Annotated in this window: 21 protein-coding genes and 2 tRNA genes; 2 read left to right on the forward strand and 21 right to left on the reverse strand. The window is 41.7% G+C overall.

The features are described 5' to 3' along the window. Nucleotides 1–48: 48 nt before the first annotated feature. From JXR81_11070 to JXR81_11160, 19 genes are all read right to left on the reverse strand, one after another. Nucleotides 49–1,221 carry a hypothetical protein gene (locus JXR81_11070; protein MBN2755384.1) on the reverse strand — a complete coding sequence of 391 codons (1,173 nt, stop codon included), beginning with the start codon at nucleotides 1,219–1,221 and terminating at the stop codon, nucleotides 49–51. Between the two features lie 408 nt (nucleotides 1,222–1,629). Continuing rightward, nucleotides 1,630–2,889 (reverse strand): hypothetical protein, encoded by a 1,260-nt coding sequence (locus JXR81_11075; protein ID MBN2755385.1) that lies wholly within the window; start codon nucleotides 2,887–2,889, stop codon nucleotides 1,630–1,632. A 32-nt stretch (nucleotides 2,890–2,921) separates the two neighbouring features. Further along, nucleotides 2,922–4,781 carry a hypothetical protein gene (locus JXR81_11080; protein MBN2755386.1) on the reverse strand — a complete coding sequence of 620 codons (1,860 nt, stop codon included), beginning with the start codon at nucleotides 4,779–4,781 and terminating at the stop codon, nucleotides 2,922–2,924. Between the two features lie 2 nt (nucleotides 4,782–4,783). Continuing rightward, the gene (locus JXR81_11085) at nucleotides 4,784–5,305 is read right to left on the reverse strand and encodes an adenine phosphoribosyltransferase (GenBank protein MBN2755387.1); all 522 of its coding nucleotides are present in this window, start codon (nucleotides 5,303–5,305) and stop codon (nucleotides 4,784–4,786) included. 38 nt (nucleotides 5,306–5,343) lie between these two features. After that, the gene (locus JXR81_11090; protein MBN2755388.1) at nucleotides 5,344–6,453 is read right to left on the reverse strand and encodes a sigma-70 family RNA polymerase sigma factor; all 1,110 of its coding nucleotides are present in this window, start codon (nucleotides 6,451–6,453) and stop codon (nucleotides 5,344–5,346) included. A 28-nt stretch (nucleotides 6,454–6,481) separates the two neighbouring features. Then, entirely contained in the window at nucleotides 6,482–6,760 is a 279-nt protein-coding gene (locus tag JXR81_11095; GenBank protein ID MBN2755389.1) for an acylphosphatase, read from the reverse strand. After that, entirely contained in the window at nucleotides 6,760–7,479 is a 720-nt protein-coding gene (locus tag JXR81_11100) for a hypothetical protein (GenBank protein ID MBN2755390.1), read from the reverse strand. The genes JXR81_11095 and JXR81_11100 overlap by 1 nt, the downstream gene beginning before the upstream one ends. 43 nt (nucleotides 7,480–7,522) lie before the next feature. After that, nucleotides 7,523–7,599 (reverse strand) — tRNA-Pro (locus tag JXR81_11105). A gap of 326 nt (nucleotides 7,600–7,925) precedes the next feature. Then, nucleotides 7,926–8,000 (reverse strand) — tRNA-Pro (locus tag JXR81_11110). A gap of 192 nt (nucleotides 8,001–8,192) precedes the next feature. Then, nucleotides 8,193–8,549 carry a MerR family transcriptional regulator gene (locus tag JXR81_11115; GenBank protein ID MBN2755391.1) on the reverse strand — a complete coding sequence of 119 codons (357 nt, stop codon included), beginning with the start codon at nucleotides 8,547–8,549 and terminating at the stop codon, nucleotides 8,193–8,195. Between the two features lie 12 nt (nucleotides 8,550–8,561). Next, entirely contained in the window at nucleotides 8,562–9,569 is a 1,008-nt protein-coding gene (locus JXR81_11120; protein MBN2755392.1) for an NAD(P)H-dependent glycerol-3-phosphate dehydrogenase, read from the reverse strand. Beyond that, nucleotides 9,566–10,225: a glycerol-3-phosphate 1-O-acyltransferase PlsY gene (gene plsY / locus JXR81_11125; GenBank protein ID MBN2755393.1), complete on the reverse strand. Its 660-nt coding sequence runs from the start codon at nucleotides 10,223–10,225 to the stop codon at nucleotides 9,566–9,568. The genes JXR81_11120 and plsY overlap by 4 nt, the downstream gene beginning before the upstream one ends. 9 nt (nucleotides 10,226–10,234) lie before the next feature. After that, nucleotides 10,235–11,566 carry a ribosome biogenesis GTPase Der gene (gene der, locus JXR81_11130; protein ID MBN2755394.1) on the reverse strand — a complete coding sequence of 444 codons (1,332 nt, stop codon included), beginning with the start codon at nucleotides 11,564–11,566 and terminating at the stop codon, nucleotides 10,235–10,237. A 95-nt stretch (nucleotides 11,567–11,661) separates the two neighbouring features. Beyond that, nucleotides 11,662–12,873 carry a glycosyltransferase gene (locus JXR81_11135; GenBank protein ID MBN2755395.1) on the reverse strand — a complete coding sequence of 404 codons (1,212 nt, stop codon included), beginning with the start codon at nucleotides 12,871–12,873 and terminating at the stop codon, nucleotides 11,662–11,664. After that, nucleotides 12,870–13,538 (reverse strand): hypothetical protein, encoded by a 669-nt coding sequence (locus JXR81_11140; GenBank protein ID MBN2755396.1) that lies wholly within the window; start codon nucleotides 13,536–13,538, stop codon nucleotides 12,870–12,872. The genes JXR81_11135 and JXR81_11140 overlap by 4 nt, the downstream gene beginning before the upstream one ends. A gap of 232 nt (nucleotides 13,539–13,770) precedes the next feature. Next, nucleotides 13,771–15,042 (reverse strand): cation:proton antiporter, encoded by a 1,272-nt coding sequence (locus JXR81_11145; GenBank protein MBN2755397.1) that lies wholly within the window; start codon nucleotides 15,040–15,042, stop codon nucleotides 13,771–13,773. A gap of 63 nt (nucleotides 15,043–15,105) precedes the next feature. Beyond that, entirely contained in the window at nucleotides 15,106–16,995 is a 1,890-nt protein-coding gene (locus tag JXR81_11150; protein ID MBN2755398.1) for a chloride channel protein, read from the reverse strand. Between the two features lie 257 nt (nucleotides 16,996–17,252). Further along, entirely contained in the window at nucleotides 17,253–17,615 is a 363-nt protein-coding gene (locus tag JXR81_11155; protein ID MBN2755399.1) for a PilZ domain-containing protein, read from the reverse strand. A gap of 20 nt (nucleotides 17,616–17,635) precedes the next feature. Continuing rightward, nucleotides 17,636–17,998 carry a PilZ domain-containing protein gene (locus JXR81_11160; GenBank protein MBN2755400.1) on the reverse strand — a complete coding sequence of 121 codons (363 nt, stop codon included), beginning with the start codon at nucleotides 17,996–17,998 and terminating at the stop codon, nucleotides 17,636–17,638. Between the two features lie 154 nt (nucleotides 17,999–18,152). Here JXR81_11160 and JXR81_11165 point away from each other — a divergent pair, with 154 nt between their 5' ends. Both JXR81_11165 and JXR81_11170 read left to right on the forward strand, forming a co-directional pair. Then, on the forward strand, nucleotides 18,153–18,731 hold the full coding sequence (locus JXR81_11165) for a 5-formyltetrahydrofolate cyclo-ligase (GenBank protein ID MBN2755401.1): 579 nt from the start codon (nucleotides 18,153–18,155) through the stop codon (nucleotides 18,729–18,731). Then, entirely contained in the window at nucleotides 18,728–19,294 is a 567-nt protein-coding gene (locus JXR81_11170) for an NUDIX hydrolase (protein MBN2755402.1), read from the forward strand. The genes JXR81_11165 and JXR81_11170 overlap by 4 nt, the downstream gene beginning before the upstream one ends. 56 nt (nucleotides 19,295–19,350) lie before the next feature. On the opposite strand, the gene JXR81_11175 is transcribed toward JXR81_11170, so the two are convergent. Both JXR81_11175 and nadC read right to left on the reverse strand, forming a co-directional pair. Continuing rightward, nucleotides 19,351–20,073 carry a biotin--[acetyl-CoA-carboxylase] ligase gene (locus JXR81_11175; GenBank protein ID MBN2755403.1) on the reverse strand — a complete coding sequence of 241 codons (723 nt, stop codon included), beginning with the start codon at nucleotides 20,071–20,073 and terminating at the stop codon, nucleotides 19,351–19,353. Nucleotides 20,074–20,099: 26 nt separating this feature from the next. Next, nucleotides 20,100–20,954 carry a carboxylating nicotinate-nucleotide diphosphorylase gene (gene nadC / locus JXR81_11180; protein MBN2755404.1) on the reverse strand — a complete coding sequence of 285 codons (855 nt, stop codon included), beginning with the start codon at nucleotides 20,952–20,954 and terminating at the stop codon, nucleotides 20,100–20,102. Between the last annotated feature and the right edge of the window lie 5 nt (nucleotides 20,955–20,959).

Here is a 20,959-nt window from a genome sequence, read left to right on the forward strand (position 1 = left end):
CAAGGACCCATTTTATCGAATGGCGAGTTAAGGAAAAACCACCTTAATTTAGCTAAAAAGTAGTCTTGACAAATGAGGCCAGCGTAACTCCACACTTAGACATTCCAATAAAACACCGGTACCTGAAAACTTAATTTTAAATTCAGCATACCCGTAGCTATTTTCTAATACTTTTTTTAATTCATTTATTTTCTCTTCTTTATCAGATTTAAACACAATATTAAAACTTAAAAAAGAACCCTGTTTAAATTTTGACTTTAAAAGTTTTTTATAAGTTTTCTTAGCATTACCAACCCCGTCCCAGAATCCATTAATAAAATCAGCATTAGTCATAAACCTCGGAAACCGCTCATCTTCATTTTCATCATAATCAATTGAATTCTCCTTAATTAAAAACGCATTTAATTTCGACTCCAGGTAAACATACCTTTCTTCAACTTTTTGATTTGCATAATCCGATAACAATTGATATACATTATAGTAATAACCGGCAGAATCACATAACGTACCGTTTTCAGAATTAAAATATATGCCCTGTTTACTCTTAACATACTGTTCGATATCAATTTGCATGTCTTCATACATTTTCAATGTGATTCCGTCAAGCACTTTCGCTTTTCTTTTAAACACAAACAAACCAATAGCAAGAATAAAATATATACTTAGCGAAATGATTAAATGCAAAGTTGAAAAATCAAACTTACGAATGAATAAAATACCCAAACCGCCTTTATATGCGTCCAAATAATAGATGTTATCTTTTCCGGCAGATTTAAGTTCAGATTTCGACAAAACCCACAACACGTCTCTTTTCAAATTTATATCAGAAATTTTCACTTTATCGTCATCAACCGCCAAAGGGCCTTCTATTCTAACCTCTTGCCTTTGCCCGATAGTTCCATTAATCAGAATTACAATGCCTCCGGACATAAGTATCAATATGGCCGGTATTGCAATATGGGAAAAAACTATCAGGCGAATATCATTTGTTTTAAGCGCCGCATTTATAAAATTTCGTACTTTCTTCTGAAAAATAATGAAATAGAAATATATAACACATATCGGAATCGATAAATGTTTAAAGGCAAAATAAAAAGGAACATTGTACTCGGTCACGAAAAGAAACATACCAAAAACCGACAAAGCAATAATTGTAAAAAATATAAATTCAACAATTGATTCAGGATCTACATATCTTAGACTAAACTTCTCTTTTTCCATAAAATACTCCTTATTCCCTGTAAATATACTTTTCCTGATATTTTTCCGTAAAAGAGAGACTCTATTTTAAAAATATGAAACGCAACATGTTGCGCCTCTACGTTAAAGGGCAACAACAAATATAACATTAAATTCCAGAATCAAAATAGCTAGACGCAACATGTTGCGCCTCTACGTTAAAGGGCAGCAACAAATATAACATTAAATTCCAGAATCAAAAAAGCTAGACGCAACATGTTGCGTCTCTACGTTAAAGGGCAGCAACAAATATAACATTAAATTCCAAAATCAAAAAGGCGAGACGCAACATGTTGCGTCTCTACGTTAAAAGACAACAACAAATATAAACATTAAATTCTAATGTATAGGCGCAAGATGTTGCGCCTATACATTAGAAGACAAAACAAATTAAAACGCGTAGACCGGATATACTTTTTTCTGGCCTTTTGCAAGGGTTGCGGTTATTGTTTCCACGCGGTCCTGGTGTAATTTATCCCCTGGGGCTGCTTTTAATGTGACCTTTATTTCATGCTGTCCCGGTGCAAGTTTTACCCTTACAAGGTGGAATCTGGAAGGAATTGTCCTCCAGCATCTTGTATCCGCTTTTTCTTCGCCTACAAACAGCGCTCCCATCGGCAGCGCCTTCATTAATTCTTTTGCCACGCCCCTGCCCACGCCTTTTAACATCATAATCCCGTTTTTAGTCTCCAGATTCTTATACGATATGGCTGCCTGGTCCTGAACAAGTTCTACCGGGCACACCTTTTCCCTGCACTTAACCTCTACATCTTCCAGCCAGCCTGCCCTCTTCTGGTATTTGGGAAGGGCTATGCCTGTTAAAAAATTCTTGTCTTCCACCTTATACGCGGGAAGCCCGTCATATATCACAAGCAGCACTTCTGAATTTCCTGCAAGCGCTTCCCTTTTTGTATAATCCAGCGCGCCCCATTTGCCTGTATATTCCTCCACATCATCCGAAAACCTGTTGGCATCAGCCATTGAAATTACGCTTGATTTCATCATCTCCGGAACACTTACGCCGTAAATACTCTCATACTTTTCGCACGCCGCTGCCGCAAGTTTGTAATCAATATACGCTTCATTGTAATAACCCGATGCTTCGTAGCAGAATCCCGCCAGATAGCGCGCAAGCGGGTCTTCTGTGTATATTGCCTTATCCCCGTATTCCGCTTCAAAGTATTTAAGTTTATTATTAACTTTTCTTGATTCTATTACGCCTTTTTCAAACTTACCCTGATACATGTAATTAAGCATGGATACTATGCTTAACATAACGCTTTCAAAATCCTCGCCCCTGTATTTTATACTTAAATCATTTGATAAAAACGCAGCGGTTTCGTCCAGCGCGCTTTTCGTGTACAGTTTGTCCACAAGGTCATCCGCTTTTGTCATTAAGCTGCAGCTTTCTTCATACTGTTTTAATACCTGCAGTACCGCTCCTTTATCCATGTAATATAAAATCTCGTTCTTCTCACTGTAAATATTTTCCTTTGGCTTTACTTTTTCTGAATCAATTAAATCCGCCGCTGCCTGATAATTGCCCGCTGTAAGCGCCTCATCAAGCTGTTTGTGAAACGGCTTACCGCAACCTGCCAAAAACATAAGAACCAATAACACCGAACCCAGTACCAACGCTTTTCTCTTCATATTTCCTCCCTTTATTTCGGCAATATGCCGTTTTATTTTATCAGTTCGTAAAGACAAACACCGTTATCGCAGTATTTAAGCCGTGAGTGTTTTTCAATTATTTCATTCATTATTTTAAATACAATTTCAGTATATCCATCGCCTGTTTTAGAATATATATTTGAATTCATCACAACGTATTTTACACCGTTATTTTGAAGGTCAATAAGGGTTTCCGGCGTGCTGCGGTATCTGATAAGCCACTGATTTGTCGGATCCCCCCATATATAATCTTTCTTCAGGTAATATCCCCTTATCTCCCTGAAAAACACTATTTTACCCGTTATATCATTGTCCGCGTTTATCCTTTTAAAAAGTTTATAATTATCCATATTTCCTTCAAGATATTTTTCCCTGTCTATTATCCCCGCAAATGTTTTAACACCCGCAAAGTCACCTTCATATTTAAACGGGTAAGAATAAAGCAGAAGGTATAAAACACATCCGCCTGTTAATATTTTTAAAATCATTTTTTTATCCATAGAAAATATATAATCCGCGGCTGCCGCGCTTAAGACCGTAAAAATGACAAGCCCCGGAAAAAGGAACCTTACAAACTGGCTGGAAGCCACCCAGAAAACAAGAAAACACGCGGTTAACAGCAGCAATAATAACGTGTCTTTATGCTTTTTAACAAAAGCCATATAAAGGGAGAACGGAAGCATTAGATACAGGAATATAAAGTTATTCCCCGCGTACCCGTCCATATTTTTGGATGTAATCACAGACAGCGGCAATGATAAAAGGTTTAAAATTCCCCTTCCGCTTCCGTGCGCTTCGTAATATGCACTGCGAAAATCAGATAACTCTTTGGACCAGTTATTACCGCCAAAGATGCCGTACGCGAACGGCCATACAGGGTTTCCGGTATCCACAAAACTTTTGATATACCACGGCGCCGCGGCAAGGCAGGCAATTACGCCAAAAAACACGGCATCCGCTATCCGCAGCTTTTTCTGTTCCCTGCCGTATATATAATCCGCCAGCAGAATAAAAAACGGCAGAAACGCCGCGGAGAAAAGCCCAAGTATTTTAACCGACGCGGCGCCCGCCGCGGCAATAGCGGCAGCGCCTAAATCCGCCCTTTTCTTTGAATGCATATATAAAAACACGCCATAAGCGGCGGCCGTTTCATAAAAAGCAAGCCCTGTATCCACATACCCGTTTACCGCTTCCCTTTTAAAAACAGAAAAAGCGCACACAATAGCCGCCGCAATTATCCCCGCGCGCGAGGATAAAACTTTCTGCCCGAACCTGAACACGGTTAATAAAAGCATTGCCGCGAATATAAAAGCCGCGCCGCCAGCCAGCGTGTCATTAAAAACCGCCATTGACCACCCAAAAATAAGTTCAAGGTTCTGCGGCCAGTTGGAATGATACATAAAAGGAATATAGGTTATCTGCCCTGCCTGCTGATAAATTGAAGGAATGGCATAGTGGTATGCCATTGTATCCCATGAAGTGTTTGGCACAAAGATATTAAAAAAAACAGCTATAAACCTTGGCAGCGCAAGTATTAATACGCCGAAGGCAATATATCCTTTAACATCAGAGAAGGATTTAACCGCCTGCTTTACTGATTCAAAAACCCGTACCGCGGAAAAACCCGCGCATACGGCAAAGACAGCTGCTATGATAAGCATAGCAGGCAGTGTATAAAACCCAGCCCTTCCCGCGGTAAGAATCACAAGTGAAAACAGCACCGCGCCTGACGCAAAAGAAAATATAATATAATCCGCGCCCGGTTCAGGCTCCCCTTTTATTGCCCTTAAAAATAAAGCGCCGGTTCCTGTTATGATTAAAAAGAGAACCGCCGTCAGCAGGACAACGGCGGTATTTTGAAGTATGGCCATTATCAATAATGGACTATTGAAAATACTTTATAATCTTTAAGCTTTTCCCTGCCTTTAAGAAAATCAAGTTCCACCACAAATACCATTTCCGCCACTTTGGCGCCGCAGCGTTCTGCCAGCCTGGCGGACGCTTCCATGGTTCCGCCTGTGGCAAGCAGGTCATCCACCACAATTACCTTATTACCTTTTTTCAAAGCATCCTTGTGAATTTCCAGCGTATTGGTGCCGTATTCAAGCGCGTATTCTTCTTTATAGGTTTCACGCGGAAGCTTTCCCGGTTTTCTTACAGGCACAAACGGCAGCCCAAGCTTATACGCAAGCGGCGCGCCTATAATGAATCCCCTTGATTCAACACCCACTATGGCATCTATCTTTTTGCCTGAATACCTTTTGGCAAGGGTGTTAATAAGTTTCTTAAAAATTGCGGCATCAGAAAACACGGGAGTTACATCCTTAAAAATTATCCCTTTCTTTGGAAAATCCACAACATCTTTAATGACTTTTTTAATCTGCTTTTCCATCAAAATTACCCCTTTTCTATTTTGTAAATGTGCCGGATATGTTATTTTTTGTCGGCGGTCTTCATAAAGTACTTAAGTTTTTTAATCGCAATTGCCTCTATCTGCCTTATACGCTCGCGCGTCAGTTTAAGTTTTTTTCCTATTTCTTCCAGCGTAAGTATCTGCTTATTTTCAAGGCCAAACCTGCAGATTATTACCTGCTGTTCATTCGGCTTCAGCATGCGGATAAGTTCCATCATAGTTTCTTTTTTCTCATTGTCAAAAAGTTCCTGATCCGGTTTTGCCTGCACCATATCTTCAACAGTGTCTTTTAAAGACCTGCCGCCTTCGCCGTCTTCACTTTCATATTCAAGGTCAAGCGACTTGGGCGACTTAATTATGTTCAATATCTCATTTAATTTAATGGGGTCTATTCTTAATTTCCTTGCCATATCGTAATTTTCCGGAATTTTGCCTTTATCTTTTACTTCTTTTTCCAGAAGCTTTAAATACTTATGATATACATCCAGTATATGCACCGGGATTCTTATCGTATTTTTCTGATTGGCAATAGCCCTGTTTATGGACTGCTTTATCCACCAGGTGGCGTATGTACTGAACCGAAAGCCGCGTTCCACTTCAAACTTCTCAACAGCTTTCAAAAGGCCTATGTTTCCTTCTTCAATAAGGTCAATTAAAGGCACGCCAAAGTATTCATATTTTTTTGCTGTTTTTACCACAAGTTTCAGGTTTGCCTTGGTCAGTTTAGCCTTTGCAACGTCATCGCCATGCTGCGTTTTAATGATAAGGTCGCGTTCTTCTTCCGCGCTTAATACCTTTTCCGACCTTATTTCATCAAAATACAGGGCAAGAGCATCCTTGCCGTTTACCGCTTTTAATATGGATTTTTCGTCTTCCTCTTCATCTTCAATACCCTTTAAAATAAGGTCACGTTTTATGTTTATTTTATCCCCTGAAACATCCGGGGTATCCTGTTCAGACTCTGTGTCAGCGGCAAAATCTTCGGCAAGTTCGGAAGGTTCCTCTTTTTTTGCAGCTTTCTTCCCCGGCTTTTTTGCAATTACTGATACAACAGTTTTCTTTATCTTTTTGCTTTTAACCTTTTTAATTATCTTCTTTTTTACCCCTGACGCTTTCTTTTTTTTCTTCATAGCCCCCCCGGCTTTTTTAAAAAGCGTATTACAATATTACAAAATCATTATAACTTTTATCAAAAGATATGTCATCAATTTTTATATCTGTCACGGCAAAAGACTTATCGCGCCTTGTGATTTCAGATACCAGCCCGTTTATATCCCCGCGCTCCCCAAATACTTTAAGTTCCACATCGCCGTTTTCCAGATTTTTCACGTACCCTTTAAGCCCCAGTCCGGCCGCCTTTTGCCTGCAGTGCCAGCGGTAGCCCACCCCCTGCACCATTCCGCTTACCGTTATTAATACGCCGGCCAATTCCGCCATTAATACGCCTTTTGAATAAAAGTAATCCCAAATATAAAGTGTTCCTGGAGAAACTGTCCAAAACTTTTTAAATCTTCCGTATGATTCAGCCTTTCAACATACGCTTCCACGTTAAGGTTATAACTGATGCTTATCTTTAAGCCGGTGTTCAAATTGCCGTCTTCGTATTCCGCAATCACCATTACAGTATCGTTTATTACCTTTGCCGCGTCGGCAAAAAAGTTCCATTCAAGCGGTTTTAATTCATTACCGCGGATATTATTTTTTAACCCCACAGAAATGTTAAAACCCCAATCAAAGAGTTTTCTTGAAACTACGGCGTAAATACTCATCCTGTCGCCAAAACCTTCAAGCAGGTTTACGGGCATATTTTCAATTCCAAAGGCCGCGGTAACGTAATGTTCTTCTTCATTAAACGGCCTTACTTTAAGATTCAGGTCAATATTTTTAAGCGCCTGCACAAAGTCGCTGGTCTCCCCGTAATCAAAGGTAAACCCTGCTTCCAGAATATCTATGAACCCATAATTAAGTTTGAACATGAATTTGTGGATGCCTGCGCTTAAATTGCCGTATCCAAGGGAGTAAGCTGAAGGGTTATATATAAAGCCGCTTTCGCCGGAAACTGACGGGCATTCAAGAAAATGATTTACGTCAACGCTTTCCGCATGTACGCACACCGCCCATAAAAGGACTGCCAAAACTGCCAGGCTTTTTTTCACATTTTCACCGGTTTTTTTAGTTTGGTTTATCCGTTAAAATTACTGGTCGGGGCGACTGGATTTGAACCAGCGACCTCTCGCACCCCAAGCGAACGCGCTAGCCAACTGCGCTACGCCCCGACCTTTGCAAATCAATTTTTCATACCGGGAGGAATTAAACCTGAATACTGTCATCAGTTATCCTCACACAACATCACCGGGCGGAGTATTCCCGGAATCTTATTTATTTTAAATGCTTCTTAACACTATATCTCATGGTCGGGGCGAGAGGGATTCGCGGCCACCTCGGCGCTACCTGCGCCTCCTCGGCCCCCTCGTTCACTTACGTTCGCTTCCGGCTCACTTTTCCTCGCTAATCGCTCGGCGGTCACTCGCTTCGATCCCTCTAACTTCGGGATACGTTTTACTACTATACTTTACTTGTCTTAATGCCACACTATATCTCATGGTCGGGGCGAGAGGGATCGAACCTCCGGCCTCTTGGTCCCGAACCAAGCGCGCTACCACTGCGCTACGCCCCGACTATACCTTAATTTCCTATTCTATCGAGAGGATAGTGTACCTGACAATTATCATGAAGCGTTTTCCTCATCAATCGTCAGGTGCTACGCCCCGACTATACAAACAAGTTATTGCATAACTAAGATTTTATAATATACCATTGTGAACTATTTGTTTCAAGGACATTTTTGCCCTTGTTTAAAAGGTTTTTCCTAACTCCTTAATATTTCCAGGCACTCCATAAGGCCTTTTTTAACATCTTCAATTTTCTGCTGGCCTAATTTCTCTTCAAGTTCAAAAAGTTCCAGCTGCTGCCCGTCTTCAGCGGCAAGAATCTCTTTTACCTTTTTCTGCGCGCCGCTTATTTTATATTCATCATCATAAAGAAGCCTTTTTATAATAAAGATAACATCAATATCTTTTTTTGTATATTTTCTCTGCCCTACCCTGTTCTTTATCGGTTTTAACTCATCAAAGTTCTGCTCCCAGAACCTTATTACGGATTCCTTGACATCCGTTATCTGCGCCACTTCCCTTATCGGGTAGTACTTTTTATCCCTTATTTCCATATGCCGTACCCCCTATTCTTTATTTAACAGTTCGCGCTCTGACCTTAACTTTCTTGTCATAAGGTCGCTGATTGACTGTTTTGGGTCTTTTCCTGAATATATCAGTTCATATATTTCATTTGTTATGGGCATTTCCACTTTGTATTTTTTTGAAAGGTCATGGGCGGACTTCGCGGTCTTTACGCCTTCGGCCACCATTTCCATGCCTTTTAATATCTCATCTATTTTTTTACCCTGCCCAATCTGGTCGCCAACCGACCTGTTGCGGCTGTGCTTGCTTTCGCAGGTTACAACCAGATCGCCTATTCCGGAAAGCCCAAAAAAAGTATCTTCCTTCGCGCCCATCCTTACGCCAAGCCTTTTCATTTCCGCAAGGCCCCTTGTTATAAGCGCGGCTTTGGTATTGTCGCCAAGCCCAAGCCCGTCCAAAACCCCGGCGGCAATGGCAATAACATTTTTTAAACTGCCCCCAAGTTCAACGCCTTTTACGTCCGTGCTGCTGTAAACCCTGAAAGCATTGTTTGAAAACAACACCTGTATTTTCTTTGCTATCCCCGCCCTGCCGGAAGCCGCAACCACAGTGGTTGGAACCTGCCTGCCCACTTCTTCCGCGTGCGAAGGCCCTGAAAGCACCGCGAACTGAACCGGGCCTAACACCTGTTTTATGACGGCGGACATGGTCTTTAAAGTATCCTGTTCTATTCCCTTTGCCACGCTTACAAATATTTTTTTCTTATAATTAAGTTTTTTTATATTTAACGCCAGCGAGCGCATAACATGCGACGGCACCGCCAGGACAATCACTTCCGCGAAATCAACGGCGCGTTTTAAATCAGTTGTTATTTCAATGTTATCCGGTATTTTCACGCCCTTAAGAAATTTAACATTTTCCCTTTTCTGCTTAAGTTCTTCCGCGTAGGATGGGACAAATTCCCATATAAGCACTTCGTGCGCGTTTGAATGAAGTATAAGGGCCAGCGCCGTACCCCAGCCGCCCGCGCCTATTACGGATACCCTCATTTTTTTACCGCCTTCTTTTTATTTTCAGGCTTTGCAGGTTCTTCCTGCTTAGGCGTTTTTAATGTAAACTTATTTTCAGTGCCTTCCTGAAGCCTTTTAATATTTTCTTTATGTTTATAAACCACAAAAAACGCCGTGAAGAGGGCGAATACCAATACAAGGTTTAAAAAGCCGTTCTCTCCAAATATAAAAACAAACGCCGGCAGCAGAATTGCAGCCATAATGGAACCCAATGATATGTATTTAAACATCCATAAAAATACGGCAAAAGAAGCAACAGAACATATTACGGATATCGGCGCCAGCGCCAGAAAAACGCCAAGGCCGGTGGCCACTCCCTTTCCGCCTTTAAAATTAAGAAACAGCGTAAAAGTATGTCCCAGCACCGCGCACAAAGCGGCCAGTACCGGCAGAAACTGATACTGCGGGAATAATATCTTTACCGCGATAACCGGCAAAAACCCTTTTAACGCGTCAAGAAATAAAACCCCAAAAAACCATTTAATGCCAAGCACACGCTTGACATTAGTAGCGCCTATATTTCCGCTTCCAACGCTTCTGATATCAATGCCTTTTAAACCTTTAACAATAAGGTAACCTGTCGGTATTGAACCCATAAGGTACGCAGCCGCAGCGCTTACAATAATTATAATTATTCCCACGTGCTAAGCCTCCTTTTTTTCTTTCTGCTTTACTTTAAGCTTAATCGGGCAGCCGTCAAATCCAAAATCTTCCCGAATCCTGTTTATGACATATCTTAAATAACTTTCGTGTATTTTATCCGCAGAATTTACAAAAAGCGTAAAAGTGGGCGGCGCGGCAGAAACCTGCGTCGCGTAATATATTTTAAGGCTGCCTTTTTTTGTCACAGGCGCCTTTCTGAAAACCGCTTCCCTTATCATCCTGTTTAATATTGATGTCTTTACCCTGAAATTATACTTTTTTTCAACCCTAATTACAATATCTATAAGTTTTTCAAGCCCTGCCGAATTTTTGGCGGATACAAAGACAACCGGCGCGTAGTCCATGAATTTCATTTCATCCCGCAGATATTCAACATATTCTTTTCTTTTAGCGTCGCGCTCCGAAGGTTTTACAAGATCCCATTTGTTTACGCAGATAACAACAGCCTTTAAGTGTTCCGCGGCATAGCCCAGCACTTTCTTGTCAACCTCTGTAATGCCCGTGGTAATATCAATGACATGCAGGACAACATCACTTCTTTTTACATTGGAAAAAGACCTGCCAATGCCGAAAGCTTCCGGCTTGCCTTTCATGTTTCTGCGTTTCTTTACCCCGGCGGTATCTATAATTATGAATTTTTTGCCGTTTAACTCTATCATTGAATCCACCGCGTCGCGGGTGGTTCCGGGTATTTCAGTTACTATGGAACGTTCTTCCTTAAGCAGCGCGTTAAACAGCGATGATTTGCCTGCGTTTTCCCTTCCGGTTATGGCTATTTTTGGAAGCTTTGCGCCGTCTTCATCGGGCTTTACTTCAGGTATTCTCTCCGCTATGTAATCAAGAAGGTCATCAAGCCCAAGCGAATGCGCGGAAGAGACCGGAAAAATAGTGTCAATACCCATATTATAAAATTCATATGTCTTATCAACCGCCGCCTGCGAATCTATCTTATTTACCGCGACAACGTAATTGGGGTTATTTTCTTTTATAAAATTCAGAATCTTTTTGTCGTCCGGAATAAGGCCGCTTTTGCCGTCCGCCACCATAAGCACAAGGTCCGCGCTTTTGATAACGTCTTTTATGGTATCCACAACTTTTGTTTTTATAAGGTCTTCGCCGTCAAACAGTATTCCGCCCGTATCCACAATGGTAAACTTTTTACCAAACCAATCCACGTCGCCGTAAAGCCTGTCGCGGGTGACCCCCGGATAATCGTCAACTATGGCTTTCTGCTGGTTGATAAGTTTGTTGAAAATGGAGGATTTGCCGACATTTTCCCTTCCTACAATTAAAACCGTAAAATCGCTTTTCATTTTGCTCCTTAACTCCGATTAACATCAAAAAATAAGGAGGCCTTATTACGGCCTCCTGAAGACATTATATTTTTAAACGGCAAATAAAGCAAGGGTTAAAAAAGCACAACGTCCTCTTTGGAATAAAGGGAAAGAAAAAGCAGCATATATTCCTTAATATGCCTTGTAAGCAGAAAATTGTTCCTTACATGTTCCTTGCCGTTTTTACCAAGTTTATCGGCAAAATCAGGATTATTCAGCAGCATTTTAAGCGCGAACGCGGCGCCGTCTATTGAATGGCACAGCATCCCCGAATATTTATGCTTAATCTGAAGCGGTATTCCGCCCACATGCGAAGCCACAACCGGTTTTGACTTCCACAGCGCCTCGCTGACGGTAAGCCCAAACCCTTCTTTCAGTGATTTCTGCATTATTACCGTTGACGCCCTTTGAATGGCATTTACGGCGTTATCATCCTGCGGCATGTTAAGTATCATTATATCTTTATCTTTTCCCGCGGCTTCAAGCACTTCGTTATAAACAACATTGCCTTCCGGGTCATCCACAGCTGTCCCGCCTGCCAGCAGAAGCCTGCAGTCAACATAAGGCTTTACTTTCTTATACGCCTGTATTACGCCTACCGGATCCTTTAACCTGTCAAATCTTGATATCTGCGTGATTAAAGGCTTGTCTGTCGGTATGTTGTATTTATCAAGGTACTTTTTTATTTCTTCCGGCTCCATGTCACGGTTTTTATCGCTTAACGGGTCAATTGACGGAGAGATTAAAAACTGCCTTATGGGCAGCTGCCTTGCAAAAAGGGGCGAGGAAAATACGGCGGAATCATAGCGGTCAATAAACTCCCTTAGAAATTTCCATGTGGAAGCAACAGGATTACTTGCGTCAACATGGCACCGCCATATCCATTTATTATCCCGCTTTTTATTAATAAGCGTTATCGGCTGAGGGTCATGAATAAACATTATGTCCGAATCACAGGGCATATTTTCCTCATTAAACGCTCCGTTTTCCATAAACGTTTTTATCTCACTTTCAGTAAGCGGTTCCCCGCTTCCATGTATGTTATTATGCATTTTTTTCGTGACATCAAAAAAGGAGTTATTGCCTTTTATTACCTGCCAGTCAGACTGAACTCCAAGCTGATTCAGCAGGGGCACCATCCTTGTAAGTATTTCCGCTACACCGCCGCCTACCGGCGTGGAATTTACATGCGTGATTCTTTTTCCCTTTAATTTTTCGGCGGCAATTTTAAGGTCATCCAGAACTGCCTGACCCACTATTTTGGCGTAATCGTTTATGCTGTTCATATAACACCGCCCTTTCTTAAAATATCAATAATAACCCTGCGCAGCTGCCCTATAGTATGGGTATACGGGTCAAGCCTGTTTATGGCATCGGCGGGTTTATCCAGCCCCATTGAACTTCTTAACCAAAGGGAAAAATCATTTTCCTCTTTATCAAGCCTTAACCTTGACTCAAACATGTGAAAATAAAGGGAATCTGAAGTTATTTTTTCAAGGCATTTCACAAACTCTTCCGGAGAATTCGCCGTATAGCCTGTGGGAAAAACAAAACTTACCGATTTTACAAAATTAAACTCCATGCCGGGCATAGCCGACCTTAACTGCCTGCCTTTGCTTGATTCAAGATAATTGGTTATGACATTAATTAATTCCTGCCTTAACAGCCTTATGCTTTTGAAACTTACCGTATCAATACTTGCAAGGGCTTCCGCCAGCCTGCTTTCACCAAGCGATTCATCAACCCAATAAGCAAAATCATTGGCAGGTTCCGGATTCAGGTATTCGTGCTGCTGAAGAAATCTGTGAGTGTGGTGGTAGATGGACGAACCGTCAATACTTTTTACGCATTTTAACAGTTCTTCCAGATTTCCGGCTGAAACACCGGTTAATTCAGACAGGTGCATACGCGTGTAAAATCTGAAAGTTTTTTCATCCGCAATCCCTTCCATCATTACCCTCCTTAAACAATACAGCCGTATTTTTAGTTAACTCTTTTGCCCGGCAAAATTACAACAAGTACAAAAACAGCAGGCAATGAAAATATTTTTTTATGCTTTTAGAATTCCGGAATTAAAGGGCATAAGCCCGGCTGCCTGTATGTTAACTTTATAAAAAACACTTTTTAACCTGTATTTATTATATATAATAAGCAGCCCACAAGCAACCCTTAAACAAAAGTTATTAAAAGCCGCCTTTTTCATTTTTATCCGCTGCCGTGTCATCTGTTTTTTCCGTGCTGAATCCGGAAAAGAAAGCGGATATAAGCCTGTACATACCCCTTTGCCTTTCAACAGAATATGATAAAAATGAATTCAGCAGAATACTTAGAAGAATAACGGCATAAACGGTATCCCTTATTAACTCCCCGCCTTCCATTCCCGCCTGAAGCGGAATACCCGCAAGAACCGCTGACGCAAGCCCCCTTGAAACCATCACGCCGGCAGCCGTAACATCAAACCTGTTTTCTTTCCTGTTAAACGACAGCTGAGCCGAAATGACCCTGGCAACATAGATAACAGCCGTAATGACCAGCGCAAACGCAAACACATCAAAACCCGCGGGCTTTATGGAAATACCAATGTATAAAAAGAAAAAAGTCCTCATCAAAAAGACAGCTTCCGCCATAAAACTTTTTTCCGCTTCATTCATGGTAACATTAATATGCTTAAGGGGGCCCACGTTTATTTTCTGCATGTTGCCAAGCATTATTCCAAAGCAAAGCGCCGCAATAGCCCCGCTGAAACCGGCAATTTCCGCGCCGCCAAAAACAATAAACACAAAAGCAGGGGTTGTAAAAGCGCTGTTTTCCAGAAGCCTTATTCTGTTTAACATCATAGACCAGAAAAGGGCTGACACAACGCCTATTACCACCGCAATGAGAAACGCAAGAAACACTTTTGCGGACATGTGTACGGCGTCAATACCGCCTGCCCCGGCAGTGTCTATAAGCTGCAGCACAATAACTATTGAAAGCACCTCGCTTATTGTGCTTTCAAACACAACAGCGGACGCCGTCTTACCGCCCGCGCTCATTTTTTTAATTATCGGTATTACTATTGAAGGCGCGCCGCCGCCCACTATTGCCCCAAAAACCGCCGCCTGAAGAAGTTCCAACCCCATAAAAAAATATGAAATAAAACCCGCCCCCGCGAAAGTTAATAAAAAACTGAAAACAGCCAGTTTGGCGCCGCTGCCGGCGGATGACCTGATGACAGAAATATCAAGGCACAATCCGGCTTCAAACAGTATTATCACAAGGGTAAGCGTGCTGAAAATTTCTCCAAACCTTCCAAGAATTTCCGGATTTATAAAATCAAAAACAGGCCCCGCAAGTATGCCTATCACCACCAGCGGGAGCACGTCAGGAATTTTTGTCCGGTTAAAAGTGGCAGAAAAAAAATGGGCAAAAAATACCATTAATCCTATAAATAAAACCGCGGCTGAAAATTCCATCATTCCTCCATTATGTAAAACATTTTAAAACTGCCTTATCCGCATTTAAATCATATCTTCTCATTACTTCACGGCGGGCTTGTTCCCGGGTTTTCCCTTTCTTAAAGATAAGGCTATCAGCTTTTTATTATAAAGTTTGATGAGCGCGTCCCTTGAAAACATGCCCGTCAGCATTCCTGTTTTTTCATCAATCACGGGAAGCGCGTCAGCGTCATTGGCTGTGAATTTATCCACCACAGAATGAAGCCCTTCTCCGATATGAATACGGATAAAATCATGCTGGGTTATATCCTCCACAAGAGTTTCTTCCCCAAGTCCGCTTTCCAGAATATATTCCTTTATATCCTGCAGGGAAAAAACTCCAACAACCCGGCCTCCGTCTTTCTGGTCAATCACGGGAAAAATCCCCTGTTTTGAATTCATAGCCGTATCAATTGCCTTTTTAATAGGCGCACGCCTTGGAAGTGTAACGGCTCCCTTTTCAATTATATCAGGCGTTACAATTATATCCTCCAGAACATCCATTTCAAAATCCCCCCTGTGAGCGGGTGAATCAACCAGCCCGTCAGCCTGCTCGTCATACACCGTATAAGGTTTTCTGTTAAGCAGAAAAGCAATAACAGATACAAGCATCATTGGCACAAGAAGGTCATACCCCCTTGTCATTTCAGATACCATTATCAGGCTGGCAAGCGGCACTCTGGCAACACTTGCAAAAAGGCCGCCCATTCCCACGGCAATAAATGCCGCTTCCGGCGGCATCCATCCCGGCGGAAGCAGATATCTTAATACTCCTCCAATTGCGCCTCCTGTCATTGCTCCGATAAAAAGCGACGGGGCAAATATGCCTCCGGAACCGCCCGAGCCAATGGTAAGCGATGTTGAAACCATTTTACCGGCAGCCAGAAGAAACATAAGAAGAACCGGAATAGAACCGTCAAAGGCCATCTGCATATACTGATATCCGCCGCCAAGCACTCCCGGCAGATATAGGGCCATAACCCCAAGCAGGAACCCTCCAAGCGCCGGTTTAAAAATTACAGATATTTTATTGTATCCGTTAAACGCCGTTTTAACCCTGTTAAACAACTTAACAAACATAACACCGGCAATAGCGCATGCCACGCCAAGTATGGTATACGGAATAAGTTCATACGCGGAACTGAATGACACCGATCCGATGCTGAAAAGCCTCTCTATACCCATCACACTTCGGAATATGGAAAACGCCACAATTGACGAAATAATCGCAGGAAGAATAACTTCCGCTTCCAGTTCGTGATTTCTATAAAGGACTTCCGCCGCAAAAATCGCGCCGCCTAACGGGGCTCCAAAAATAGCCGCAATTCCGCCTGCCGCGCCGGCCATAATTAACAGCCTTTTTTCCCTGTCATTAAGCTTCATTGCCCTGGCAATAACAGACGCAAACCCCGCTCCTATCTGCGCTATGGGGCCTTCGCGGCCTGCTGACCCGCCGGTTCCAATCACAAATGCCGTGGCGATTATTTTAACAACAGGCACCCTTAAAAAAATATTACCCGCGTTTTTATGAAAACTTTTAATCACATAATCCGTGCCGTGCCCTTTTGCGTCAGGGGCGAATTTTGTCGTAAGCCAGCCGGAAACCAGGCCGCCAAAAGCCGGCACCACAAGGATAAGCCATTTTTTATATCCCTCTTCAAATATCATCATGCCAAGTGAAGATGTTTTAATTCCCGCAATAGTTTCAAGAAAAATAAATCCCGTAAACTTAAGCGAAACAGTAAATAACATGGCGCATACAGCGGAAATAACACCCACTATAGCCCCAAAATATATCCAGCGCCCAGTGGTCATTACTCCCGTATGGGCGATAAATCCCGCCGCGCGTTTTACAACATAATTGTAAATACCTGTGCTTTTTTTGAACTTTTCTGACATTTTCAGCCGGTTTACTCCTGTTTTTTTAAACATTATTCCACAACATTTAAATAAATAAAACCTTTTATTTTTATTCATCTGGTTTTATTGAACCGGTTTGCCTGTCTTTGTAAGCTTAAAGGTTTTTCATATCCCCGTCACAAGAAATAACCGCGGCAGATTATATTCTTGTGTCACAAATCCCCCAAAACAAAACCCCAAAATACCGCATCAACAGAATTGCCGATTAAATAACATGCCGTAATTCACAACGCAGATACCGCGGATAGATAAACTTTTTCAGCCCCGTATCAGTTTACCTTCTTTGATTTTACACCCAGATTTTCAACGCACTTTGAATCTTTTCCTTCAATATTAATGAAACAAAGGCCTGCTTCATAACATTCCCCTGACTTGCAGCACCACATCACTTCACAGATCGCGTTTATTGACGCGGCAGAACCTTCAAGAGTGACATCAATAAGAAGCACATCCCCTTTTTCAACAGGCGCCGGCATTAAAACACAGACACCGCCCCTGCTTATATTTTTAGCTTTTGCGGACCTGTATCCAAGGTCTATGGAGCTTATGTATTCTCCCAGCTTTTTGTATGAAGCTGTAGCATTGCACTCAAATCTTTCAGACGTCCTGACTTCCCTGCGCTGCAAAGCCATCAATGCCTCCTGATAACAATCTAATGGATGTTTTTACTTCCGGACACATATGATTTCAGATTTTCCATATCTTCATCTTCAAGCCCTAAGAATTTCAAACCCGCTTCAAATTCAGAACCCGACTTGGCGCACCACTTAACTTCACAGAACGCGCTTATGGGTTTTTCGGATGTTTCCAGTTCCAGCCCAACTTTAACAATATAACCTTTTGTGATTTTACGGGGGGCGCTGATGCATAATCCGCCATTGGATATATTTTTGGTGGTCGTCTTTAAATAACCTGTTCCTGAAAGGTCAATAGGCTCTCCAAGCACTTTATAAATTGCCTGTGTTTCAGCGTTTATTCTTGTGAATTCTCTCTTATTCTGAGGCATTTCAACCATTTTGATGACCCTCCTCTATATTTGAACCAATTCTATCAGAAAATACTTAAAAGTCAATACTTAAGCGTTTAAATAATATCCGGACTCCTGAACGTTTTTTCAACAAATCAACCCCCGCCTTGAATACCGCGGCGATTTATTGTAATATGTTTTTATGGATAAAACATTGTTACGAAAAAAACTGCGCTTTAAGCGCAACTGCCTTCCCCAAACAGAGCTTGCGCCGCAAAGCAGGCTTATAATTAAAAATCTTTTGAATCTGATACCCGTTAAAAAAGGGATGACTGTCATGGCATACATAAGCACTCAAAGCGAAGTCAGAACATCTTACCTTATAAATTACCTGCATAAAACCGGCGCTGTGGTCTGCGTCCCATGGATTCGCGGCAATGATATTGTACCTGTCATTTTAACAAAAGGTAATCATTTAGAAAAAGATGCTTATGGTATAAAGGTGCCTGTCATTAAGAAAGTAATGACAGATATAAGAAAAATAGACGTTGTCGCGGCTCCCGGTATTGGTTTTGACAGGCAGGGAAACAGGATTGGTTTCGGAAAAGGATATTATGACAGGTTCCTTAGAAAACTTTCCGGGAAAACCATAAAAACAGCGCTTGCTTTTTCCTGCCAGCTTGTAAAAAAAATTCCCGCGGAAAAGCATGATATAAGAATGGATTTCATCATTACGGAAAAAGAAATTATTGACCGCAGAAAGAAAAAGGAGAAATTATGAAAACACCGGAAAAACTTATTTCAAGGCGCCTTGGATATAAAGGGAGGATAATAACGGTATTTACGGATATAATAAGCCTTAAAGGGCGAAGGCTTAAGCGCGACCTTATCACCCACCCCGGTTCCGCGGTAATTATTCCGGTTCTTGATATAAATAAAAAAATAATCCTCCTGATAAAACAATACAGATACGCCGCGAAACAATACATGATTGAATTGCCTGCCGGAACAAGGGACAACAATGAATCCACCCTTGCGTGTGCCGGGCGTGAAATAATTGAAGAGACCGGCTTTGCCGCGAAAAAACTTAAAAAAATCCTTAACTTCTACCCTACCCCGGGAGTTATGAACGAAAATATGGATATTTATATTGCCACAGGCTTAACCCCCGCGGTTAAAAAACCTGACTGGGACGAAGATATTGAAACAGCCGCTTTAACGCTTGATAAAGCGCTTGGGATGATTGATAAAGGTAAAATAAGGGATGCAAAAACCATAACAAGCCTGCTTATGCTGGACAGAATATACAGGACTTCAAGCCTGAAAAAAAGGTATTTGAAATAAACCGTTAATTTTTTAGAACCCGGAGCATCATGAAAAAGCTTAAAAATATCTGTCAATTACAGAAAGAACACTTCCCCTTTAATCTCTTTTTTGCATTCAGTTATTATTGTGCCTTTTGATGTTACTTTTAAAGCCTTATATTTTTTTACAGCGCCATTCTTTACAACCTTAATTTCCATGCCTTTAAGGTTTCCCTGATATTTAACCCAGCGCGAAACAAGGTGCGCGCGGCCGGTTTTAATACCCGCAAGATTTTTGTCTATCCGCTTTAAAACATCACAAAAAAATTCATCAATATCTATTTTCCCGCCGGCAAGCTTTGATAACGAAACAGCATTAATCCCTTTACCCGCAGGAATACGGTTATTTAAATTAACGCCTACGCCGGTGACTATCCTGCCGTTATAGGAGTCATTTTCTATCAGTATGCCGCAGACCTTTCTTCCGTTCACAAGCACGTCATTGGGCCATTTTATTTCCGGTTTTACGCCGTAAGATTTAAGAGTGTCCGCAACCGCGACAGATGATAATATAACAAACAAAAAAGGCATTTTTATTTTCTGATGAATTATAAAAGAAAACCACAGCCCCCCTCTGGCGGATACCCACGCCGCCCCGTGCTTGCCTTTTCCGGATTTCTGCACCGCAGCCACGGCAACAGTTCCTGACGGATTGCTGTTTTTAAGAAGGTAGTTATTCGTGGAATCAATTGTATCAAATACAATGACATTATTAAGAAGTTTGTTTCTTAGGACAGCTTTTATGGGCTTAATATTCATCCTGATCCCGCGCCTTTTAAAAACGGTTAATTTATCATCCTTAAACTTATGTCCATGGAAGGCGGAGAATGGGTAATGGAACCTATAGATACAAAATCCGGCCTTGTCTTTACCACGTCACGGATATTGCTCATATTAATGCCGCCTGACACTTCAATTTTGGAAGGTATGCCTGACTTACGCACCATTGGAATCGCCCTGTGCAGCATTTCCACATTCATGTTATCCAGCATTATGATATCCGGCTGAAGTTTTATCACTTTTTCCAGCATCTCTATAGTTTCAACTTCAATTTCAACTTTCATCTCTTTTGGTATCCAGCGCTTCATGTCCACATACGCTTTTTCAATATTAATCTGCTTTAAGTGGTTATTCTTTATCAGAACCGCGTCATACAGCCCCATTCTGTGATTAACTCCGCCGCCTGTCTTTACGGCGTATTTTTCAAGCAGCCTCATCAAGGGGGTGGTCTTTCTTGTATCAAGTATCTTTACCCCGTACGGCCTTGCTATATCAACAAACTTGCTTGTATATGTGGCAATACCCGATAAGCGCTGGATAATATTAAGCGCCAGCCTTTCCCCGGATAAAAGCGCCCTTGCCCTTCCCTTTACAGTTGCCAGTATTTCACCCGGCTTTACCCAGGTACCGTCTTTTTTCTTGAATGTGACCTTTATATTTTTATCAAGCACCTGAAAAACCCTTTTTGCCACCGGAAGCCCGCATATAATACCATGGTCTTTTGCCACAAAAACCGCTTTTGTTTCCGCGGACTGTGATATAAGCACATCGGTAGTGATATCGCCAGGGCCGATATCCTCTTTTAAAGCCAATTTTATTATTTCGTTCATTTCTTTTTCAAATTTTTTAAGCATTTCCATTCATA

This window comes from Candidatus Goldiibacteriota bacterium, from assembly GCA_016937715.1.
In the GTDB taxonomy this organism is placed as follows: Bacteria; Oederibacteriota; PGYV01; order PGYV01; family PGYV01; genus PGYV01.